The 15709-nt window shown below is 42.1% G+C and carries 17 protein-coding genes and 1 pseudogene; 7 read left to right on the plus strand and 11 right to left on the minus strand.

Annotation, left to right across the window (positions count from 1 at the left end; genetic code table 11):
* The first annotated feature begins 154 nt into the window (after nucleotides 1-154).
* On the plus strand, nucleotides 155-1147 hold the full coding sequence (locus AC3ISB_RS25505; protein WP_179891056.1) for a potassium channel family protein: 993 nt from the start codon (nucleotides 155-157) through the stop codon (nucleotides 1145-1147).
* Here AC3ISB_RS25505 and AC3ISB_RS25510 read toward each other — a convergent pair.
* From AC3ISB_RS25510 to AC3ISB_RS25520, 3 genes are all read right to left on the minus strand, one after another.
* A complete protein-coding gene (locus AC3ISB_RS25510) occupies nucleotides 1144-1548 on the minus strand; it encodes a YugN-like family protein (RefSeq protein WP_098371426.1) in 405 nt (134 codons plus the stop codon). The genes AC3ISB_RS25505 and AC3ISB_RS25510 overlap by 4 nt on opposite strands.
* 221 nt (nucleotides 1549-1769) lie before the next feature.
* Nucleotides 1770-3116, minus strand: coding sequence for a glucose-6-phosphate isomerase (locus tag AC3ISB_RS25515; RefSeq protein WP_098371427.1), 1347 nt, complete (start codon nucleotides 3114-3116; stop codon nucleotides 1770-1772).
* Between the two features lie 147 nt (nucleotides 3117-3263).
* The gene (locus tag AC3ISB_RS25520; protein WP_489274893.1) at nucleotides 3264-4427 is read right to left on the minus strand and encodes an iron-containing alcohol dehydrogenase; all 1164 of its coding nucleotides are present in this window, start codon (nucleotides 4425-4427) and stop codon (nucleotides 3264-3266) included.
* A gap of 204 nt (nucleotides 4428-4631) precedes the next feature.
* On the opposite strand from AC3ISB_RS25520, the gene AC3ISB_RS25525 reads away from it, so the two are divergent.
* Entirely contained in the window at nucleotides 4632-4865 is a 234-nt protein-coding gene (locus AC3ISB_RS25525; protein WP_063234087.1) for a DUF378 domain-containing protein, read from the plus strand.
* Between the two features lie 146 nt (nucleotides 4866-5011).
* On the opposite strand, the gene yugI is transcribed toward AC3ISB_RS25525, so the two are convergent.
* Nucleotides 5012-5416: a S1 domain-containing post-transcriptional regulator GSP13 gene (gene yugI / locus AC3ISB_RS25530; protein WP_063234086.1), complete on the minus strand. Its 405-nt coding sequence runs from the start codon at nucleotides 5414-5416 to the stop codon at nucleotides 5012-5014.
* Between the two features lie 345 nt (nucleotides 5417-5761).
* Between yugI and AC3ISB_RS25535 the strand changes: the two genes are divergently transcribed.
* Both AC3ISB_RS25535 and AC3ISB_RS25540 read left to right on the plus strand, forming a co-directional pair.
* Nucleotides 5762-7105, plus strand: coding sequence for a sodium-dependent transporter (locus AC3ISB_RS25535; RefSeq protein WP_489274896.1), 1344 nt, complete (start codon nucleotides 5762-5764; stop codon nucleotides 7103-7105).
* A 134-nt stretch (nucleotides 7106-7239) separates the two neighbouring features.
* A complete protein-coding gene (locus AC3ISB_RS25540) occupies nucleotides 7240-7593 on the plus strand; it encodes a helix-turn-helix domain-containing protein (RefSeq protein ID WP_098371430.1) in 354 nt (117 codons plus the stop codon).
* A gap of 160 nt (nucleotides 7594-7753) precedes the next feature.
* Here AC3ISB_RS25540 and AC3ISB_RS25545 read toward each other — a convergent pair whose 3' ends face one another.
* Both AC3ISB_RS25545 and AC3ISB_RS25550 read right to left on the minus strand, forming a co-directional pair.
* Nucleotides 7754-8923 (minus strand): aminotransferase, encoded by a 1170-nt coding sequence (locus AC3ISB_RS25545; RefSeq protein WP_489274899.1) that lies wholly within the window; start codon nucleotides 8921-8923, stop codon nucleotides 7754-7756.
* Nucleotides 8920-9420: an Lrp/AsnC family transcriptional regulator gene (locus tag AC3ISB_RS25550; protein ID WP_098371432.1), complete on the minus strand. Its 501-nt coding sequence runs from the start codon at nucleotides 9418-9420 to the stop codon at nucleotides 8920-8922. Before AC3ISB_RS25550 ends, AC3ISB_RS25545 begins: the two co-directional genes overlap by 4 nt.
* A gap of 304 nt (nucleotides 9421-9724) precedes the next feature.
* Between AC3ISB_RS25550 and AC3ISB_RS25555 the strand changes: the two genes are divergently transcribed.
* Nucleotides 9725-10567 (plus strand): alpha/beta fold hydrolase, encoded by an 843-nt coding sequence (locus tag AC3ISB_RS25555; RefSeq protein WP_144527635.1) that lies wholly within the window; start codon nucleotides 9725-9727, stop codon nucleotides 10565-10567.
* 236 nt (nucleotides 10568-10803) lie between these two features.
* Here the strand turns inward: AC3ISB_RS25555 and AC3ISB_RS25560 are convergent, their stop codons facing one another.
* The gene (locus tag AC3ISB_RS25560) at nucleotides 10804-11064 is read right to left on the minus strand and encodes a DUF1871 family protein (protein WP_489274902.1); all 261 of its coding nucleotides are present in this window, start codon (nucleotides 11062-11064) and stop codon (nucleotides 10804-10806) included.
* A 90-nt stretch (nucleotides 11065-11154) separates the two neighbouring features.
* On the opposite strand from AC3ISB_RS25560, the gene AC3ISB_RS25565 reads away from it, so the two are divergent.
* Nucleotides 11155-12339 carry a MalY/PatB family protein gene (locus tag AC3ISB_RS25565; protein WP_339202460.1) on the plus strand — a complete coding sequence of 395 codons (1185 nt, stop codon included), beginning with the start codon at nucleotides 11155-11157 and terminating at the stop codon, nucleotides 12337-12339.
* 41 nt (nucleotides 12340-12380) lie between these two features.
* On the opposite strand, the gene AC3ISB_RS25570 is transcribed toward AC3ISB_RS25565, so the two are convergent.
* On the minus strand, nucleotides 12381-13136 hold the full coding sequence (locus AC3ISB_RS25570) for a TraR/DksA C4-type zinc finger protein (RefSeq protein WP_141992966.1): 756 nt from the start codon (nucleotides 13134-13136) through the stop codon (nucleotides 12381-12383).
* Between the two features lie 141 nt (nucleotides 13137-13277).
* Here AC3ISB_RS25570 and AC3ISB_RS25575 point away from each other — a divergent pair.
* Nucleotides 13278-14100 (plus strand): annotated as a pseudogene (locus AC3ISB_RS25575) (manganese catalase family protein).
* A gap of 40 nt (nucleotides 14101-14140) precedes the next feature.
* Here AC3ISB_RS25575 and AC3ISB_RS25580 read toward each other — a convergent pair.
* The 3 genes from AC3ISB_RS25580 to AC3ISB_RS25590 all read right to left on the minus strand — a co-directional run bounded on the left by AC3ISB_RS25580 (nucleotide 14141) and on the right by AC3ISB_RS25590 (nucleotide 15665).
* Entirely contained in the window at nucleotides 14141-14755 is a 615-nt protein-coding gene (locus tag AC3ISB_RS25580) for a PH domain-containing protein (RefSeq protein ID WP_098371437.1), read from the minus strand.
* A 40-nt stretch (nucleotides 14756-14795) separates the two neighbouring features.
* A complete protein-coding gene (locus AC3ISB_RS25585; RefSeq protein WP_141992967.1) occupies nucleotides 14796-15272 on the minus strand; it encodes a GNAT family N-acetyltransferase in 477 nt (158 codons plus the stop codon).
* Between the two features lie 168 nt (nucleotides 15273-15440).
* Nucleotides 15441-15665 (minus strand): hypothetical protein, encoded by a 225-nt coding sequence (locus tag AC3ISB_RS25590; RefSeq protein ID WP_063234074.1) that lies wholly within the window; start codon nucleotides 15663-15665, stop codon nucleotides 15441-15443.
* Nucleotides 15666-15709 lie beyond the last annotated feature (44 nt).

The following is a 15709-nucleotide window of genomic DNA, read 5'->3' on the forward strand; positions in this document are numbered from 1 at the left end:
AGCCTTCCGACATCACCGGAGGGCTTTTATCATTTACCCGAAACCGAATGGCAACTTTCCAATATTCATCATTCAAAGTTTGTCTGTCCGCAACCTTATGAGCCAAGCCTTTTTTGAACATACTAAAAGGAACAGCTTAAGGGGTGTGAAAAACATGATTCGAATCGGTTCATTCATCAGCACCGTTCCCAGATTTCCGCGTTTCATCAGATTGCTATCCACCATCGCATTATTTTTACTTTCATTCGGAGTCTTGATACACTTTGTGGAGCCGAAGAGATTCCCTACTTTACTTGATGGCATCTGGTGGGCAATCGTGACTATGTCAACGGTTGGTTACGGGGATTTCACTCCCGTTACAAATCTTGGAAAAGTCATTGGAATGGTCCTCATTTTGTCAGGCGCCGGCCTGATTACCTCTTATTTTGCGTACATTGCAAAGATTTCCATTTCCAATGAGCAGCAATTTCTAACAGGAAAGAAAGTATTCGGCGGCGGCGGTCATATTATCATTGTGGGCTGGAATGGCCGTTCCCAGAGAATCATCCAAAACATTCATGATCGTAAACATCATCAATCCATTGTCCTTATAGATGATACGCTGCAAAAGCACCCGCTTCCAAGAACGAATATCCACTTTATCCAAGGAAAAGCTACATTGGATTCCGTTTTGCAGAAAGCAAATGTAAAACAAGCCATACGCGTCCTGATCACGGCTGACCTTAAGCAAGACGAGCTGCAAACGGATATGTTCTCGATATTAACATTGCTGGCCGTCAAAGGGCTGAATCCTCATGTATATTGTCTTGTGGAAATATTAACGCATGAACAAAAGGAAAATGCTTTACGGGCAGGGGCGGACGGTATCGTGGAAACGAATAAATTCGCGAGTGAATATATGCAGGATTGCTTATCGAAGGGGATCCTTGCGGAAGCCGAAGAGCAAAAAGAGCGGGATGGTTTGAACATCAAGCAGCTGCCCGTCCAGGATGACTGGCATGAATTGACGTTTAAACAGTTGAACGTTAAGCTATTCGATCAAGACATTTTATTGGTCGGCATCATTTCAGGAGGCAAGACATTGATCAAGCCCCCTGGAGATGTAATCATACATCGTGATGACACCTTGCTCATCATTGAAGATTAATGTAATAAAAGCTTTTCCAAATCACGGACAAGCGCTTTTCCTAATGAGATATAGTTTTCCGGAAATTCGGCATCCGGATCTTCAGGTTCAGCAAACTGATTGAAGGAAGCGGAGAGGTTTCCGATATTTCCTTCATCATCCATCCCGTCCTCGTACTTATGAGATAACAAAAACGGTTGTAATAGTTCGACCATTACCCCATCCTTATCGAGTGAACCATCAACAGCCTTGAAAGGGACTCGCAAGAATTGGTAGCCATCACTGCCATCAATCTTATAATCAAAAGACCCGTGGTCATAATCCCATCCCCCGCCTATCACATATCCTTCCGGTTTTAACTTCGTCTCCAGATCGAACAAACCGAATGTTTTCCCTTCCAACTGAGAAGAAATTTTAATCATTGTATAAAACCTCTTTCGCTAATTTTCTATTAGCTTAACCAAAATGCATTAAAAAAACCGGGCCTATTGTTCCCTCGATTGGCGAAAGGAACTTGGCTTCCAAGCCACCCTTATGCTTTTGTGAAGTTTCTCTCTCTTCATCGCTTCCTTGATGGCACTGCTTTAACTTTCAACAAAAAAGGCATCAAGCAGGATGTTATTCCCGCTTGATGCCTTTTATATTATAAGCGCTGTTCGAGCTCCGCTTTTTTCTTTTCATAACCCGGCTTTCCTAAAAGAGCAAACATGTTCACCTTATAGGCTTCCACTCCAGGCTGATCAAATGGATTTACACCCAGTAAGTATCCGCTCATTGCACAAGCTTTCTCGAAGAAATATACAAGGTAGCCAAAAGTATAAGCATCGAGTTGCGGAACCGTTACGATCAGGTTTGGAACGCCACCGTCCGTATGGGCTAACAGCGTACCCTCAAATGCTTTATTATTCACGAATTGCACCGTTTCACCTGATAGGTAATTCAGGCCATCCAAGTCATTGGCCGCTTCTTCAATCAAGATTTCATGACGGGCCTTTTCCACTTTGATGACTGTTTCAAAAAGATCACGCCGTCCTTCCTGAACATACTGCCCTAATGAATGCAGGTCAGTCGAGAAGTTAGCCGATGAAGGGAATATTCCTTTTTGATCCTTTCCTTCACTCTCCCCAAATAATTGTTTCCACCACTCAGAGAAGTATTGAAGTCCAGGCTCATAGTTTATCAGCATTTCAATCGTTTTCCCTTTATTGTAAAGGATATTCCGAACCGCCGCATATTGGTATGCCTGATTCTCACCTAACTCGGAAGAACTGAAGTCCACCCTAGCGCGCTCGGCTCCCTCCATTATTTGATCGATATCCGCCCCGCTGACCGCAATCGGAAGCAGCCCTACAGCCGTTAAGACCGAGTAACGTCCGCCAACATCATCAGGAATGACGAAAGTTTGGAAACCTTCCTCCGTCGCTACCGTTTTTAATGCACCCTTCTCTTTATCAGTGGTAGCATAAATGCGGCCCTTAGCTTCTTCAACGCCGTATTTTTGTTCCAGCAGTTTTCGGAAAATCCTGAAGGCCAGTGCAGGCTCCGTGGTCGTACCGGATTTAGAGATGACATTGATCGAGAAATCCCTATTTTCCAATAGGTCCATTACGTCCTGCATATATGTAGAGCTTATATTATTACCCACAAATAAAATTTGCGGTGCATTTCTTTTATCCGACGGTAAAATGTTATAAAAACTATGTTGAAGCATCTCAACTGCTGCCCGTGCTCCCAGATATGATCCACCGATTCCGATAACCAGCAGCACTTCTGAATCTTCTTTTATTTTCGCGGCCGCTTTTTTGATTCTTGAGAACTCTTCTTTATCATAATTGGCAGGTAAATCAAGCCAGCCAAGATATTCATTGCCTGCCCCTGTCTGCTCATGCAGGGAATGGTGTGCCACTTTTACAGCATCCTGTAAATAGGTAATTTCATGCTCCCCGAAAAACGGCAGGGCTTTTGAATAATCGAAACGAATATGGGCCATTCAAATTCCTCCTTGAATTCTTTAGTTTCCCTTTCACTTTATCTGATGTAATTCTCATAATCAAGAAATCGATCAAGTAAATAAGGAATTATGCATATAAAGTAATCTCCCACCTGACAAAGCGGGAGAAAGGATCATATCACTCGTTTATAATGAAGCCCGTAAAATGGCAAGGACATCTTCACGGTTCAGGACTTTGAATCTTCCAAATTCCCCTCTGCTCATCGCTTTATCAGCCATGACTTCCAATTGTGAGTCATCGATGCCATAATCCGAAAGATTGGTCGGCGCCCCTAAGCTGCTCCAAAATGACCTAAGTCTTTCAATGCCTTCAAGGGCCGCTTCCTCATCTGTCTTACCTTCAGGATCTACATGGAATACACGGACTGCCACTTGTTTAAAGCGTGTGACATTTTCATGTAGCACATGCTTCATCCAATTTGGGAATAAGATGGCCAATCCTCCTGCATGCGGGATGTCATAAACAGCTGAAACGGCATGTTCAATGTTATGCGTTGCCCAATCACCGCTGTAACCGACCCCAAGCGACCCATTCAAGGCCAGGTTTCCGGCATACAGGATAGTAGCCCGGTGCTCATAATTCTCCAGGTCTTCCAATAGTTTAGGTGCCGTTTCAATCACCGTCGATAACAACGATTCACAAAAACGGTCTTGAAGCGGCGCATGCGTTTCCGGATGGTAGTACGTTTCGAACACATGTGACATCATATCGACCATTCCATATACCGTTTGGTCTTTTGGTACTGAAAAAGTATTTTCAGGATCCAAAATGGAGAACTGCGGAAATACCAATGGACTTCCCCATCCATATTTCTCTTTCGTTTCCCAGTTTGTTATGACAGATCCGGAATTCGCCTCAGAGCCGGTTGCAGCTAAAGTCAGCACCGTTCCGAATGGAAGCGCCTCTTCGACTGGTGCCTTCTTAATGACAAGATCCCATGGATCCCCCTCATATTTAGCACCCGCAACGATGGCCTTTGTAGCGTCGATGACGCTTCCTCCCCCAACAGCAAGGACAAAGTCGATACCATGTTCTTTACAAAGATCAACACCTTTTCGGACTGTCGAGATGCGTGGATTCGGTTCAACTCCGGAAAGCTCGTGCACCTCTGCATCGATCACTTTCAAGGTATTGACCACTTTTTCATATAAGCCATTTTTCTTTATGCTTCCTCCACCGTATACAAGTAAAACTTTATCGCCATACGCAGGAATTTCAGTTTTTAAGCTTTCAAGCTGACCTTTCCCGAAAATGACTTTAGTAGGATTTTTATAAGTGTAATTCTCCAATGGATATCTCTCCTTTAATGCCATATTGACTCCGTTTTTGAATTGTCCAAAGTGCAAGTGCTAGCTTTTCTTTTATTCATTATGACCAATGTTCCATTTAAATACAAAATATCCGCCCGGAACTTTTGTAGTGATGCATATTTACATGATGAAAAAGCATGATAAATAAAGAACTGATTTTTTCAAAAAAAAGGAGGCAGTACAATGAGTGGAATACAAAGAACTGCACTTGTTCTTACAATAATAGGGGCAATCAACTGGGGATTAATAGGTTTTTTCCAATTTGACTTGGTCGCTTCGATTTTCGGAGGGCAAGATGCTGGATTAGCTCGTATCGTTTATGGATTGGTTGGAATTGCCGGTCTCATTAATCTTGGTCTTCTCTTTAAACCAAGCCCTGAAATTTCCAGAGAGCCTGAAACTAAACCGACTCGTTGATGTCATCGACATTGTTTATGTTTTATAAAATAAAGCCGGACCATGGATAAACACATGACCCGGCTTTATTTCATTCATGTGCCCACTACCGGCCATGAAATGGACAAAAAAAACCGGCTGATCGAAGGATCTGCCGGTTCCCAAAATTATTTTTTGATTAAGTCTTCGCGTTGAGATTGTTCAATCCACTCTTGAAGTTTGTCTTTCAATGTGTTGAAACCTTCAGTAGATTCAATGTGAGATGTCGCTTTAACAGAAGCTTGGCGTTTTTTCGGAGCTTTTTTCGGAGCTTCAGTACGCTCAGGAGCTTCTTCTGTAGCGCGGATCGATAAGCCGATTTTTCCAGCAGCTGAATCGATGGAAAGCACTTTAACTTTCACTTCATCGCCCACTTTTAAATGTTCGTTGATATCTTTAACGAAGCCGTGAGTAATTTCAGAAATATGAACTAAACCTTGAGTTGAATCATCTAGAGCAACAAATGCACCGTATGGTTGAATACCAGTTACTTTACCAGCAACTACCGCACCAATTTCGAATTTTTCAGACATGGTAACACTCCTATTTTATATATATTTTTTCGTCTTTTCACGCAATAAAAAATTATATCACATAATTGGAAAATAATCAAAGTTAAGTATACCATACTTTTTGGGATTTTACTCATTAAAAATGTTTGTTTTTTGGAAATAATAAATATTATAAGTTCTTTATGTATAACTTATCCTAAAAATTTGCAAATAACCTCTATTCCCCTTAAAATATTTGCTTATTTTTCTAAAGATTGCAATAGTGGAACACTATCCAATTCCCCATAATCATAGTAAGATGAGAAAATGTTTAAAAAAAGTAATATACAGCTAGATATTCTTTACATCTAAAGGAGTTTTTCCATCATGTCAAAACAAGATCAATGGACTTCAAAACTTGGGTTCATCCTGGCAGCCGCGGGATCCGCTATTGGATTGGGCGCCATCTGGAAGCTCCCATATATGACTGGGGCAAATGGTGGAGGGGTCTTTTTCCTGCTCTTCATTTTATTCACCATACTTATCGGTGCACCGATATTAATAGCGGAATTCACGATTGGCCGCAATGCACAGAAAGATGCCATTAGCGCATATATACATATCGCCCCTGGAAAGCCTTGGGCGTTGATTGGATATGGCGGTGTCGTCGCTTCAATCATTCTGCTTTCCTTCTTCAGTGTTGTTGGAGGCTGGATCATCTCATATTTGGCAAGAAGCTTTACAGGTTCTCTCACAAACTTGACGCAAGAAGAATATGGGAACTTCTTCAATACGATAATCAGTAATCCATATGAAACGGTTATCGCTCAGTTATTATTCATGGTCTTTACCATTTGGGTCGTGCAAGGCGGCGTTTCCAAGGGAATTGAAAAGGCTAATAAATATATGATGCCTTCCTTGTTCATACTTTTCATCATTCTTCTTATCCGTTCCTTGACTCTGGATGGAGCGATGGAAGGTGTTAAATTCTTCTTGAAGCCGGACTTTTCCGCATTAACAGGGGAAACGATCCTATTGGCACTTGGCCAATCCTTCTTTGCACTAAGTGTCGGTGTTTCCGTGATGGTAACCTACGCTTCCTATTTAAGTAAAAAAGAAGATATTACAAAATCGGCCTTTTCGGTAGTTGGACTGAATATCTTCATTTCCTTGCTGGCAGGTTTGGTCATCTTCCCGGCTGTTTTCGCACTGGGTTTCAGCCCTTCAAGCGGGCCTGGACTGGTTTTTGTCGTGTTGCCGGCCGTATTCAATGAAATGGCGCTTGGCGGGATCTTCATGTTCATTTTCTTCATATTATTATTATTTGCCACCCTTACGACGGCATTCTCCATTCTCGAAATCGTCGTTGCAGCCATGATCAAGGGTGATGCTGCAAAGCGGAAGAAGGCTTCCTGGATAGCTGGTATCACCGTTTTCCTGATTGGGATTCCTAGCGCATTATCATTTGGCGTGCTTTCGGATCTGAAGATTTTCAATTTATCCATATTCGATTTCGCCGATTATCTGACAAGCAATATCGCGCTGCCAGTCGGTGCCTTGTTCATATCCCTTTTCATCGGCTATCAAATGAAAAGGATCGAGGTACAAAAGGAGTTCGAGTCTGGCGCTGATTCCGGCCGATCACTTTTTAAACTTTGGTATTTCCTGATTCGCTACATCGTGCCGATCATGATCATACTCGTATTCCTTAAGTCCACTAATCTCATTTAACATTCACATGCCGTTTCGATATTTCTCGAAGCGGCATTTTTTTCACAAAACCTACATATTCATTTTCTTTCCTTAAGTAATAATATGGTAAAATAATTACATAAAAAAATATATTTCCTAAGGAGTGTCTGTCTATGTCAAATATCGCGAAGAACATTCGGCAATACCGAGAAGAACACAACCTCACTCAACAGGAACTGGCTTTGAAATTACGAATCGGCACGAAGAAGATTGAAAAGTATGAATCGGGTGAATCGGTTCCAGATACACAAACCATTCTACGGCTTTCCACCGTTCTTGACATTCCAGCTTCAGAATTCCTGAAGGATGCCCAAACTGGGAACGATGATGGGATCGACGAGGACATAAAAAAGCTGATTGAAGAAATCGGAACAAAAAAAGCGGAGCTCATTCTAAGAACAGCCAAGGACTTTAGCGAAGAACAAATTCTGAATGTTATGCATACTTTATATAAAACACAAGCCTAATTCAAAAAAAGGTCGTAGTATGTGTATTTTTTTTCAGGGTACTGGATATACTATGATTAACACTTTCTATGTTAATCCATTAGATTAACTCTTTTTTCTAATTCCCCCTATGGAAAGGGATCCGGCTGCTTGGAACGGCCGGATCCCTATTTTTTTGCTTTTATTTGCAATGATTCTTCATGAAACGTTCCATCCTTCTAAGCGCTTCTTGAAGCTGTTCCATGGAGGATGCATAGGAACAGCGGATATGACCTTCACCGCTTTCCCCAAACACATCACCCGGCACAACGGCTACAAGTTCTTCCGTCAGAAGTTTTTCAGCAAATTCCATCGAAGTCAACCCCGTTTTTTCGATTGAAGGAAAAGCATAAAAAGCCCCGCCAGGATTATGGCAATCCAGGCCTATCTCGTTAAATGATTTCACGATGTAATTTCGTCTCCGCCGATAACTGCGACGCATTTCCTCCACATCCTGCATTCCGTGCTTTAAAGCTTCCAATGCAGCGTGCTGTGCAACGGTCGGTGCACACATCATCGCATATTGATGAAGCTTAAGCATCGCCTCGGAAATTTCCTTAGGTGCACAAACGAACCCAAGACGCCATCCAGTCATCGCAAACCCTTTCGAAAACCCATTGATGACAATTGTCCGCTCAAGCATGCCGTCAATGGCAGCAAAAGAAGTGAATGTCTCATCATAAGCAAGTTCTGCATAGATTTCATCGGAAATCACCAGCAAGTCATGCTTTTTAACGATGTCAGCAAGCATCACTAATTCTTCCTGCCCAAGTTGGGTTCCCGTCGGGTTATTCGGTGAACAGATTAAAACGGCCTTCGTTTTAGGCGTGATCGCCGCCTCGAGTTGTTGGGGAGTCAACTTAAAGTCATCTTCCCTGGATGTTTGGACCGTGACCGGTATTCCCCCAGCCATGGTCACAAGCGGTGCATAGGCGACGAAACAAGGTTCGACGACAATGACTTCTTCACCCGGATTCAAAATGGTCCTCAAGGCAATATCGAGGGCTTGGCTTGCTCCGACCGTGACAATGATTTGATCCTCCGGTCTATACGAAACATGGAACTGCTTCTCCATGTACCCGCTGATTTCCGACCTTAATTCATATAATCCGGCATTGGCCGTATAAGAGGTATACCCTTCCTCCAAGGAGTTGATCGCCGCTTCCCTTACTGCCCAAGATGTAACGAAATCCGGTTCACCCACACCAAGGGAGACGACCCCTTCCAAATTGGCTGCCAAGTCGAAAAAGCGGCGGATGCCTGATGGTTTAAGCTCTGCAATCGTTTTTGAAACATAACTCGTTTTAATCATGGAGACACCACTATCCTTTTATCTTCTTCAGTTTGCTCGAAAATGGTGCCATCATGCTTGTATTTTTTCATAATGAAGTGAGTCGTCGTAGAAATGACGGAATCCAGTGTCGAAAGCTTTTCCGAAACAAAGCTTGCCACTTCGTTCATCGAACGTCCTTCGACAATGACCGAAAGATCATAAGCCCCAGACATTAAATAAACGGACTCGACTTCTTTGAATTTGTAAATCCTTTTTGCGACCTCATCGAAACCGACGCCGCGTTTTGGAGTGACTTTTACATCGATCATCGCTGTGACACCGTGGTATTCATCCACTTTAGCCCAGTTAATGACTGTTAAATAACGGACAATGACCCGCATATCTTCTAATTTCTTCAATGTAATTTCAATGTCCGAATCTGATTGATCGGTCATTTTAGCCAAATCCTTCATATCAATCCGGCTATTATTTTCAATGATTCTCAAGACTTCCAATTCCTCTTCATTCAAGTGCATTGGAAAACCCCCCTTTTGGAATTCACTAATTTAGATGTGATGGTTTGGCTGGCAGATAGTCTCACGAATTACCTTATTAGACTTTTTTAAAAACCTATATGACAATATAATTTAATAAGTCCTATTCTGTCAGGATAAACTTACACTATTATATCAAAATTGGTTGGTGACCTGTTATAGTAATTGTCTTTTTTCATCGTTATTATTACAATTACTGTTATGCAACAGTATTAAAGGACCTTTTTTGGAATATTAAGGGGAACGTGGATTTTTATCATTGACCAATAACGGAGGAGGAGCTTTTATGGAAAGTCATACAATCAAAGGCGTCGAACGGGTGGGTAATATGGAAATCTATTTTGAATATGACCGAATCGATGATTCCCTCCCCACCCTTGTCCTGCTTCATGGATTTTTGTCGTCGAGCTTCAGTTTCCGTAAATTAGTGCCCTATTTAATCAAGGAATACAATGTGATTTCCATAGACCTCCCGCCATTCGGGCAAAGCGGAAAAGATTATCGATATACATATTCATTCCGGAACATCGCTAAATCCGTCGTTATGTTTTTAGAGGGAAAAGACATCAGGAAATTCAGCACCATCGGCCATTCCATGGGCGGGCAAATTTCCCTGCAGCTCATCAAATCATATCCCGAACTTGTCGACCATGCCATTCTTCTTGCCGGTTCAGGCTATCAGCCCGGCTATTCGGAGAAAATGAAGATGGTCAGTTACCTGCCTTTCTTTTCATTCGGGATAAAACGGTATCTACAAAAATCAGGTATCGAAAAGAATTTGAAAAATGTCGTCCATGACCCGGCCATGATTGACGATGAAATGCGGCAGGGATATCTAGGGCCCTTCATAAAGAAGCATGATATTTTCCGGGCATTAGGGAGGATGCTTCGGGATAAGGAAGTCGATTTGTTGAAGGAGGACCTTAGTGATATTCATACACCATGCCTGCTTATTTGGGGAAGGCATGATCGAGTGGTGCCATTGAATATTGGCCAAAGGCTCCATGAAGACCTGCCTAATTCCAAGCTTGTTGTGCTTGAGGATTCCGGGCACCTACTTCCAGAGGAGAAACCGGAAGAAGTGTATCAATTAATTAAAGGGTTTATTGGAGTGGCCACCCCAACGTAAACTCACGAGTAAATGGGCGAAACTCACGAGTAAATCACCAAAACTTACGAGTAAATCGCCGAAACTCACGAGTAAATTGCGCAAACTCACGAGTTAATCACTTAAGCTCACGAATAAATCACGCAAATTCACGAGTATACTGCACAAACCACGAGTAAACTGCACAAACTACGAGTATAGAGCAAAAAAACAACGTAAAAAGGTGCCCCTGATTTCTGGGTACACCCTTTTTACCTTTAGATCGAACAGCTGGCATCATTTTTTATGATGAGCAGCTTTTGTGCAACTTCCAGGCACTTTTTCATCTGAACGGATTCATCGAACGAGAACTCGTAAATGGATTTTATTTTTTCCGCCAGTTCCTTTGGGTCATCTATATCCCGGATGGCTACGACCGTATCTGCAATTTCCGGCTCATAAAGATCCCATCCTATCTTGAATGGGTCCCATTCTTGCAATACGGCAACCAACGCTAAATTCATTTGCTGTGTATCCATGTAATCATCACCTGCTCAATATTTTCAAAGAACATGAATTCATAGTATCATAACAACAGGCTTTTCGCGAAATGACAAATTTTATCGGTGGTGGATATTTTGAACAAGTCAATATTCGAAGAACAAATAAACAGGGAAAATTCAGGGTCTGCAAAATGGGATAAAAACTCGCTCACATCATTGTATGGGCGCGAAGATGTTCTCCCGATGTGGGTTGCCGATATGGACTTCCCATCTCCTGAGGGCATTCAAAAGGCATTGATGGAACGTTTGAACCATCCAATTTTCGGATATACGGTCCCTTCTGAAACGGTTTTCACCGAAATTCAAAGCTGGCTTAGAGACCGGCACTCCTGGCAAATCGATAAAGAGTGGATTTCATTTAGCTCTGGCGTCGTTTCTGCAATCGGTACAACAATCCAAGCATTCACGAACCCGGGCGATAAAATATTGTTACAATCTCCAGTCTATACCCCATTTTTTGATATGATCAAAAACAATGACCGGGTAGTGGTCAATAGTCCCCTTATCACGGAAAAGGACCGCTTCGAGATTGATTTCACCGATTTTGAGGACAAGCTGAAAAGCGGAGTGAAACTATTCCTTTTTTGCAGTCCGCATAACCCTGGCGGACGCGTTTGGACAAAGGACGAACTGTTACGAATCGGGGAGTTATGTGAAAAATATAATGTAGTCATCGTCAGTGATGAGATACATGCTGACTTATTCCATAAAACATCAAGGCATTATCCGATCGGCTCGCTTTCAAAAAATTTGGCCGACATAACCGTTACATTGATGGCGCCAAGCAAAACATTCAATATTGCCGGCCTTCAGGCTTCATTCCTGATTGCCAGTAATGAAAAATTGCAGAAGCAACTGCAAAAGGCGCAAACGAAACTGGCCTTCCATGGTCTTAACATCTTTGCCTTAACAGCAATGGAAGCCGCGTATCGAGAGGGCCTGGAATGGCTTGAAGACATGATTGGCTACATTGAGGAAAATATAAAAGTGGCAGAGGAATTCATTGCTGCTGAAATTCCTTCACTGCATGTCATGCATCCGGAAGCCTCTTACCTTTTATGGATTGACTGCCGTGATCTTGGATTGACCGACAAGGAAATCAAGGATCGACTGATCCATCAAGGGAAGCTCGCATTGGAACCTGGTTCAAAATATGGACCTGGCGGAGAAGGTTTCGTCCGAATGAATCTCGGTTGTTCACGCAGCGTCCTGATGGAAGGGCTAAAACGTTTGAAATTGGCGTTTTCATAAATAAAAAGAAGAACCAGGCTTAGAATCCTGGTTCTTCTTTTTCAAACTTTCTCTTCATCGACATAAGGATCATGCTCATATCGTGGCAAATCCCCAAACGAGGTTTGAATATTTTCTTCAAAAAGTTCTTCTTTCAATTCTTCATATTGGGAGTTCGGATAAACCGTTATCTCTTTACCGTATAGATCCACACCAACAAAATTTTCATAATTTTCGACATATCCGATATTTTCTTCGGACTCGACATACATATCTTCGTAATCGTTTGGCGGATTTACAAAATCGGAAGGCGATTCAGATGTTCCATAACTGGCAACATCCTGCCAAGAATCCTCCGCATCGTATGCAACCGATTCGTGACGGTCATCATAATCAAACTTTCCAAATGGGGGTCCCAGCACTTCCTCTTCCACCGGCCGATTGTCCGAAGTTTCCTGCGATGGGGTATGCTCGACACAATAAGTAGTGGTAGGGATGGCATTCAAACGTTCAAGAGGTATTTCCTTTGAACAAACCACACACTTTCCATACTCACCTGCCTCGATGGCGGAAAGCGCTCGTTCAATATCCCGTATTTCATCCCGATCATGCTCGGAAAGGGCCAAATCCTTTTCCCGTTCATATAACTCGGTTCCTTCATCTCCGGGATGATTATCGTAACTCGATAACTCACCTGTCGAATCCTCCAAGCTTCTTCTTAAATCGTGGTTGCCTGAATCATTTAATCGGTCTTCCAACTCTTGCTTCGTTTGCTGCAATTGCTGTTGAAATTCTTTAATCTGCTGATTGGATAGCATGTGCAACATCCTTTCAAAATCGTTCTTCCCTCTAGTATTTCTCTCTTCCCGCCATTCCATAAAGGTACTTTTTACCTTAGGGATAATTTAATTCAGATAACAGAAGCTAACTTAGAAATATAAATTTAAGGAGGGCTCCATTTGTATTTCTATAAAGAAGACTTACAATATGATCGTTCCCGATAAACCTGATCCGAATGCAGCAAAAGTACTTCAGGAAGCGCTTGGAGGACAATTCGGTGAAATGCGGACGATGATGCAGTATTCTTTCCAAAGCGCCAACTTACGCGGCAAGGCTAAACAGTATCGTGATTTTCTTGGAGGAACTTAGCCATATTGAACTTGTCCAATCAACCATCAACCAGCTGCGGTGCTGGCGGGAATATGTCTGAGATTCCGCTATCGATGGCGCCCCATTGGATGAAGTCATCAAAGGCGGCGCAAACCCCCATCACTTCATCATCGGTGCGAAAGCATCCCTGCCCGTCGATGCTGCGGCAATCCATGGAATGGTTCATGGGTTTATGATCACGGTAATCTTGTGGCTAACCTTTTGAACAATGTCATGCTTGAATCCACGGGAGTCCTGCAAAAGTCCAGGATTTATGAAATGAGTTCCAATAAATCGATGCGCGAAACACTGGCATTTTTAATGGTTCGCGACAATGCCCACCAAAATGCATTTGCCAAGGCATTAGAGACTCTTGGGGTTGACTGGGGGAAATCTTCCCTGTACCTAATTATGTATCCTGAATGCCGCAAATATGTGGATTTAGGCTACCATAGTGCCCAAATCAATTTCCGGTTGGACCAAACACAAATCGGCGAGATTTTCAAAGGGGAGACACCGAGCCGAAATGGAGGAAACCTTGCTGTTACCGATCCGCCAAAAGTATTCCCTGTCCCTGAAATGCCGGATATGCCTAATGAACATAACCCTGGCTTAAGTGATTTGAATAATTAAAAAAGAAGGCGGACACATCATTCCGTGTTCGCCTCCTTTTTTAATTATTGATATATTTCTCGAAAACAAATCCAAAATCTTTAACATGGTACTTTTTCCGGCTGTCCATCAACCATTCGAAAGCTGCAGAATTAATTTCCTTGAAACTTGCAGCCATTTGGCTTCCATCAGTGCGAACCTGGTTCAAAGTGGAAGAAGCAAGGTTTACGCTTTGCTGGGCATATTGAAGGGCATACTCATTCTCATGGCAAATTTCCGATATTTTCACGAGTGATTTGAATAAGTCTTTTAATTCTTCAATGAATTTCTTATGGACATCAATCGAGAAAGTCTTTGCACCGATCGAAAATTTAATTTCCGCATCCAAATCCACGGTCCCTGCGGTTTCAAGCGTAGCGTTGGAAATATTATGCTGGCTGTAGCTATACCTTGTAAGTGTACGCTTTTTGCTTATGGCACTTGTGCCGTCCAAATGTATGAAAGCTTGATTCGTAAAACAATACTCATCGGTTTTTGATTTGATCAGGAAATAAATTTTTTCCCCATCTTCATGCATGATATAGTCATCTGCATCCACCTTGTCATAATCGGCAGGCTTAATCACACTTCCAATATCACTAAGACCAAGGGCATCCGCCGCCATTTTCTTAAACATCCCTATTCCCCCTATCAAAATCCAGGTGAATTTCACCTTATTATAAGTATTTCTCCAGTATTATCTCGTCTCTGATCGGAATTCCATCAAAACTGTAAAATGGTATTTCGGGCTTGATTTTCCGTGATTCTTCAACGGCATTTTTAACGATTTCCGAAATGACATAACCACGCTTTTGAAAAAACTTCAATGCCTGTAAATTATCGTTCGTTGTAATCGCTTTAATAGTATGGCAATTTTTTTCTTTAGCGATATTTTCCATCACATAAAGCAACGATGAGCCCACACCTTGATTCTCATGCTCACTATTCAAAGAGATGATCTGACAAACATGGTCGGATAATTTGTATGTTCCCAACCCCGTGATTTTTTCATTCTCGTCCATCACCCCAAAACCCTCAAGTTCCGCATAATGAAACAAGCCTCTTGAAAAAACGACTTGAGTCGTCTCCCAATGCTGAATGAAAAAATCCTTAACCGTATCTGCCGCAATCATTCTTTTCGCTATGATTTGCATAACCAATTACGCCCCCAAAATTTCTATCTCTATGTTTATAGTATAAAATGCTTATGCTGATAAGGGAACATTTAATTCTTCACGACCTTCTAACAAAACATAATACCATTCATATTCAGATAATCAATATCAAAAAACGGGGCTCGCGATTGCTGGCATCTTCCGGGATCAAGAAATGGTATCATCCTTGATTCGCTGGTTCCTTTTTGTGACCTCATCTTCGAATTGCTTGGTTTTCATTTCTTCCTTCTTTGAATATCTTATAATTGCCCTCATCGTAAAAACGGCTGCCACTAAAAAAATGAAGCAAGTTATACCAGCCGAGATATATTCAGTCTTGTCTTCTGGAAAGTAAAGAAACAAACCCAGTAAAGCATGATTGAGAAAGTCCATCCGATACATCCTTCCTGATAGGGAATTAAACTGCATTATCCCAT

The sequence above is a fragment of the Peribacillus sp. GL_122 genome (assembly GCF_057835005.1).

Excerpts from the sequence above, each read along its gene's own strand:
- AC3ISB_RS25505 (WP_179891056.1), top strand. The coding sequence starts at position 155 with ATGATTCGAATCGGTTCATTCATCAGCACCGTTCCCAGATTTCCGCGT.
- AC3ISB_RS25510 (WP_098371426.1), bottom strand. The coding sequence starts at position 1,548 with ATGATTAAAATTTCTTCTCAGTTGGAAGGGAAAACATTCGGTTTGTTC.
- AC3ISB_RS25515 (WP_098371427.1), bottom strand. The coding sequence starts at position 3,116 with ATGGCCCATATTCGTTTCGATTATTCAAAAGCCCTGCCGTTTTTCGGG.
- AC3ISB_RS25525 (WP_063234087.1), top strand. The coding sequence starts at position 4,632 with ATGAGTGGAATACAAAGAACTGCACTTGTTCTTACAATAATAGGGGCA.
- yugI (WP_063234086.1), bottom strand. The coding sequence starts at position 5,416 with ATGTCTGAAAAATTCGAAATTGGTGCGGTAGTTGCTGGTAAAGTAACT.
- AC3ISB_RS25535 (WP_489274896.1), top strand. The coding sequence starts at position 5,762 with ATGTCAAAACAAGATCAATGGACTTCAAAACTTGGGTTCATCCTGGCA.
- AC3ISB_RS25540 (WP_098371430.1), top strand. The coding sequence starts at position 7,240 with ATGTCAAATATCGCGAAGAACATTCGGCAATACCGAGAAGAACACAAC.
- AC3ISB_RS25545 (WP_489274899.1), bottom strand. The coding sequence starts at position 8,923 with ATGATTAAAACGAGTTATGTTTCAAAAACGATTGCAGAGCTTAAACCA.
- AC3ISB_RS25550 (WP_098371432.1), bottom strand. The coding sequence starts at position 9,420 with ATGCACTTGAATGAAGAGGAATTGGAAGTCTTGAGAATCATTGAAAAT.
- AC3ISB_RS25555 (WP_144527635.1), top strand. The coding sequence starts at position 9,725 with ATGGAAAGTCATACAATCAAAGGCGTCGAACGGGTGGGTAATATGGAA.
- AC3ISB_RS25560 (WP_489274902.1), bottom strand. The coding sequence starts at position 11,064 with ATGGATACACAGCAAATGAATTTAGCGTTGGTTGCCGTATTGCAAGAA.
- AC3ISB_RS25570 (WP_141992966.1), bottom strand. The coding sequence starts at position 13,136 with ATGCTATCCAATCAGCAGATTAAAGAATTTCAACAGCAATTGCAGCAA.
- AC3ISB_RS25580 (WP_098371437.1), bottom strand. The coding sequence starts at position 14,755 with ATGTTTAAGAAAATGGCGGCGGATGCCCTTGGTCTTAGTGATATTGGA.
- AC3ISB_RS25585 (WP_141992967.1), bottom strand. The coding sequence starts at position 15,272 with ATGCAAATCATAGCGAAAAGAATGATTGCGGCAGATACGGTTAAGGAT.
- AC3ISB_RS25590 (WP_063234074.1), bottom strand. The coding sequence starts at position 15,665 with ATGGACTTTCTCAATCATGCTTTACTGGGTTTGTTTCTTTACTTTCCA.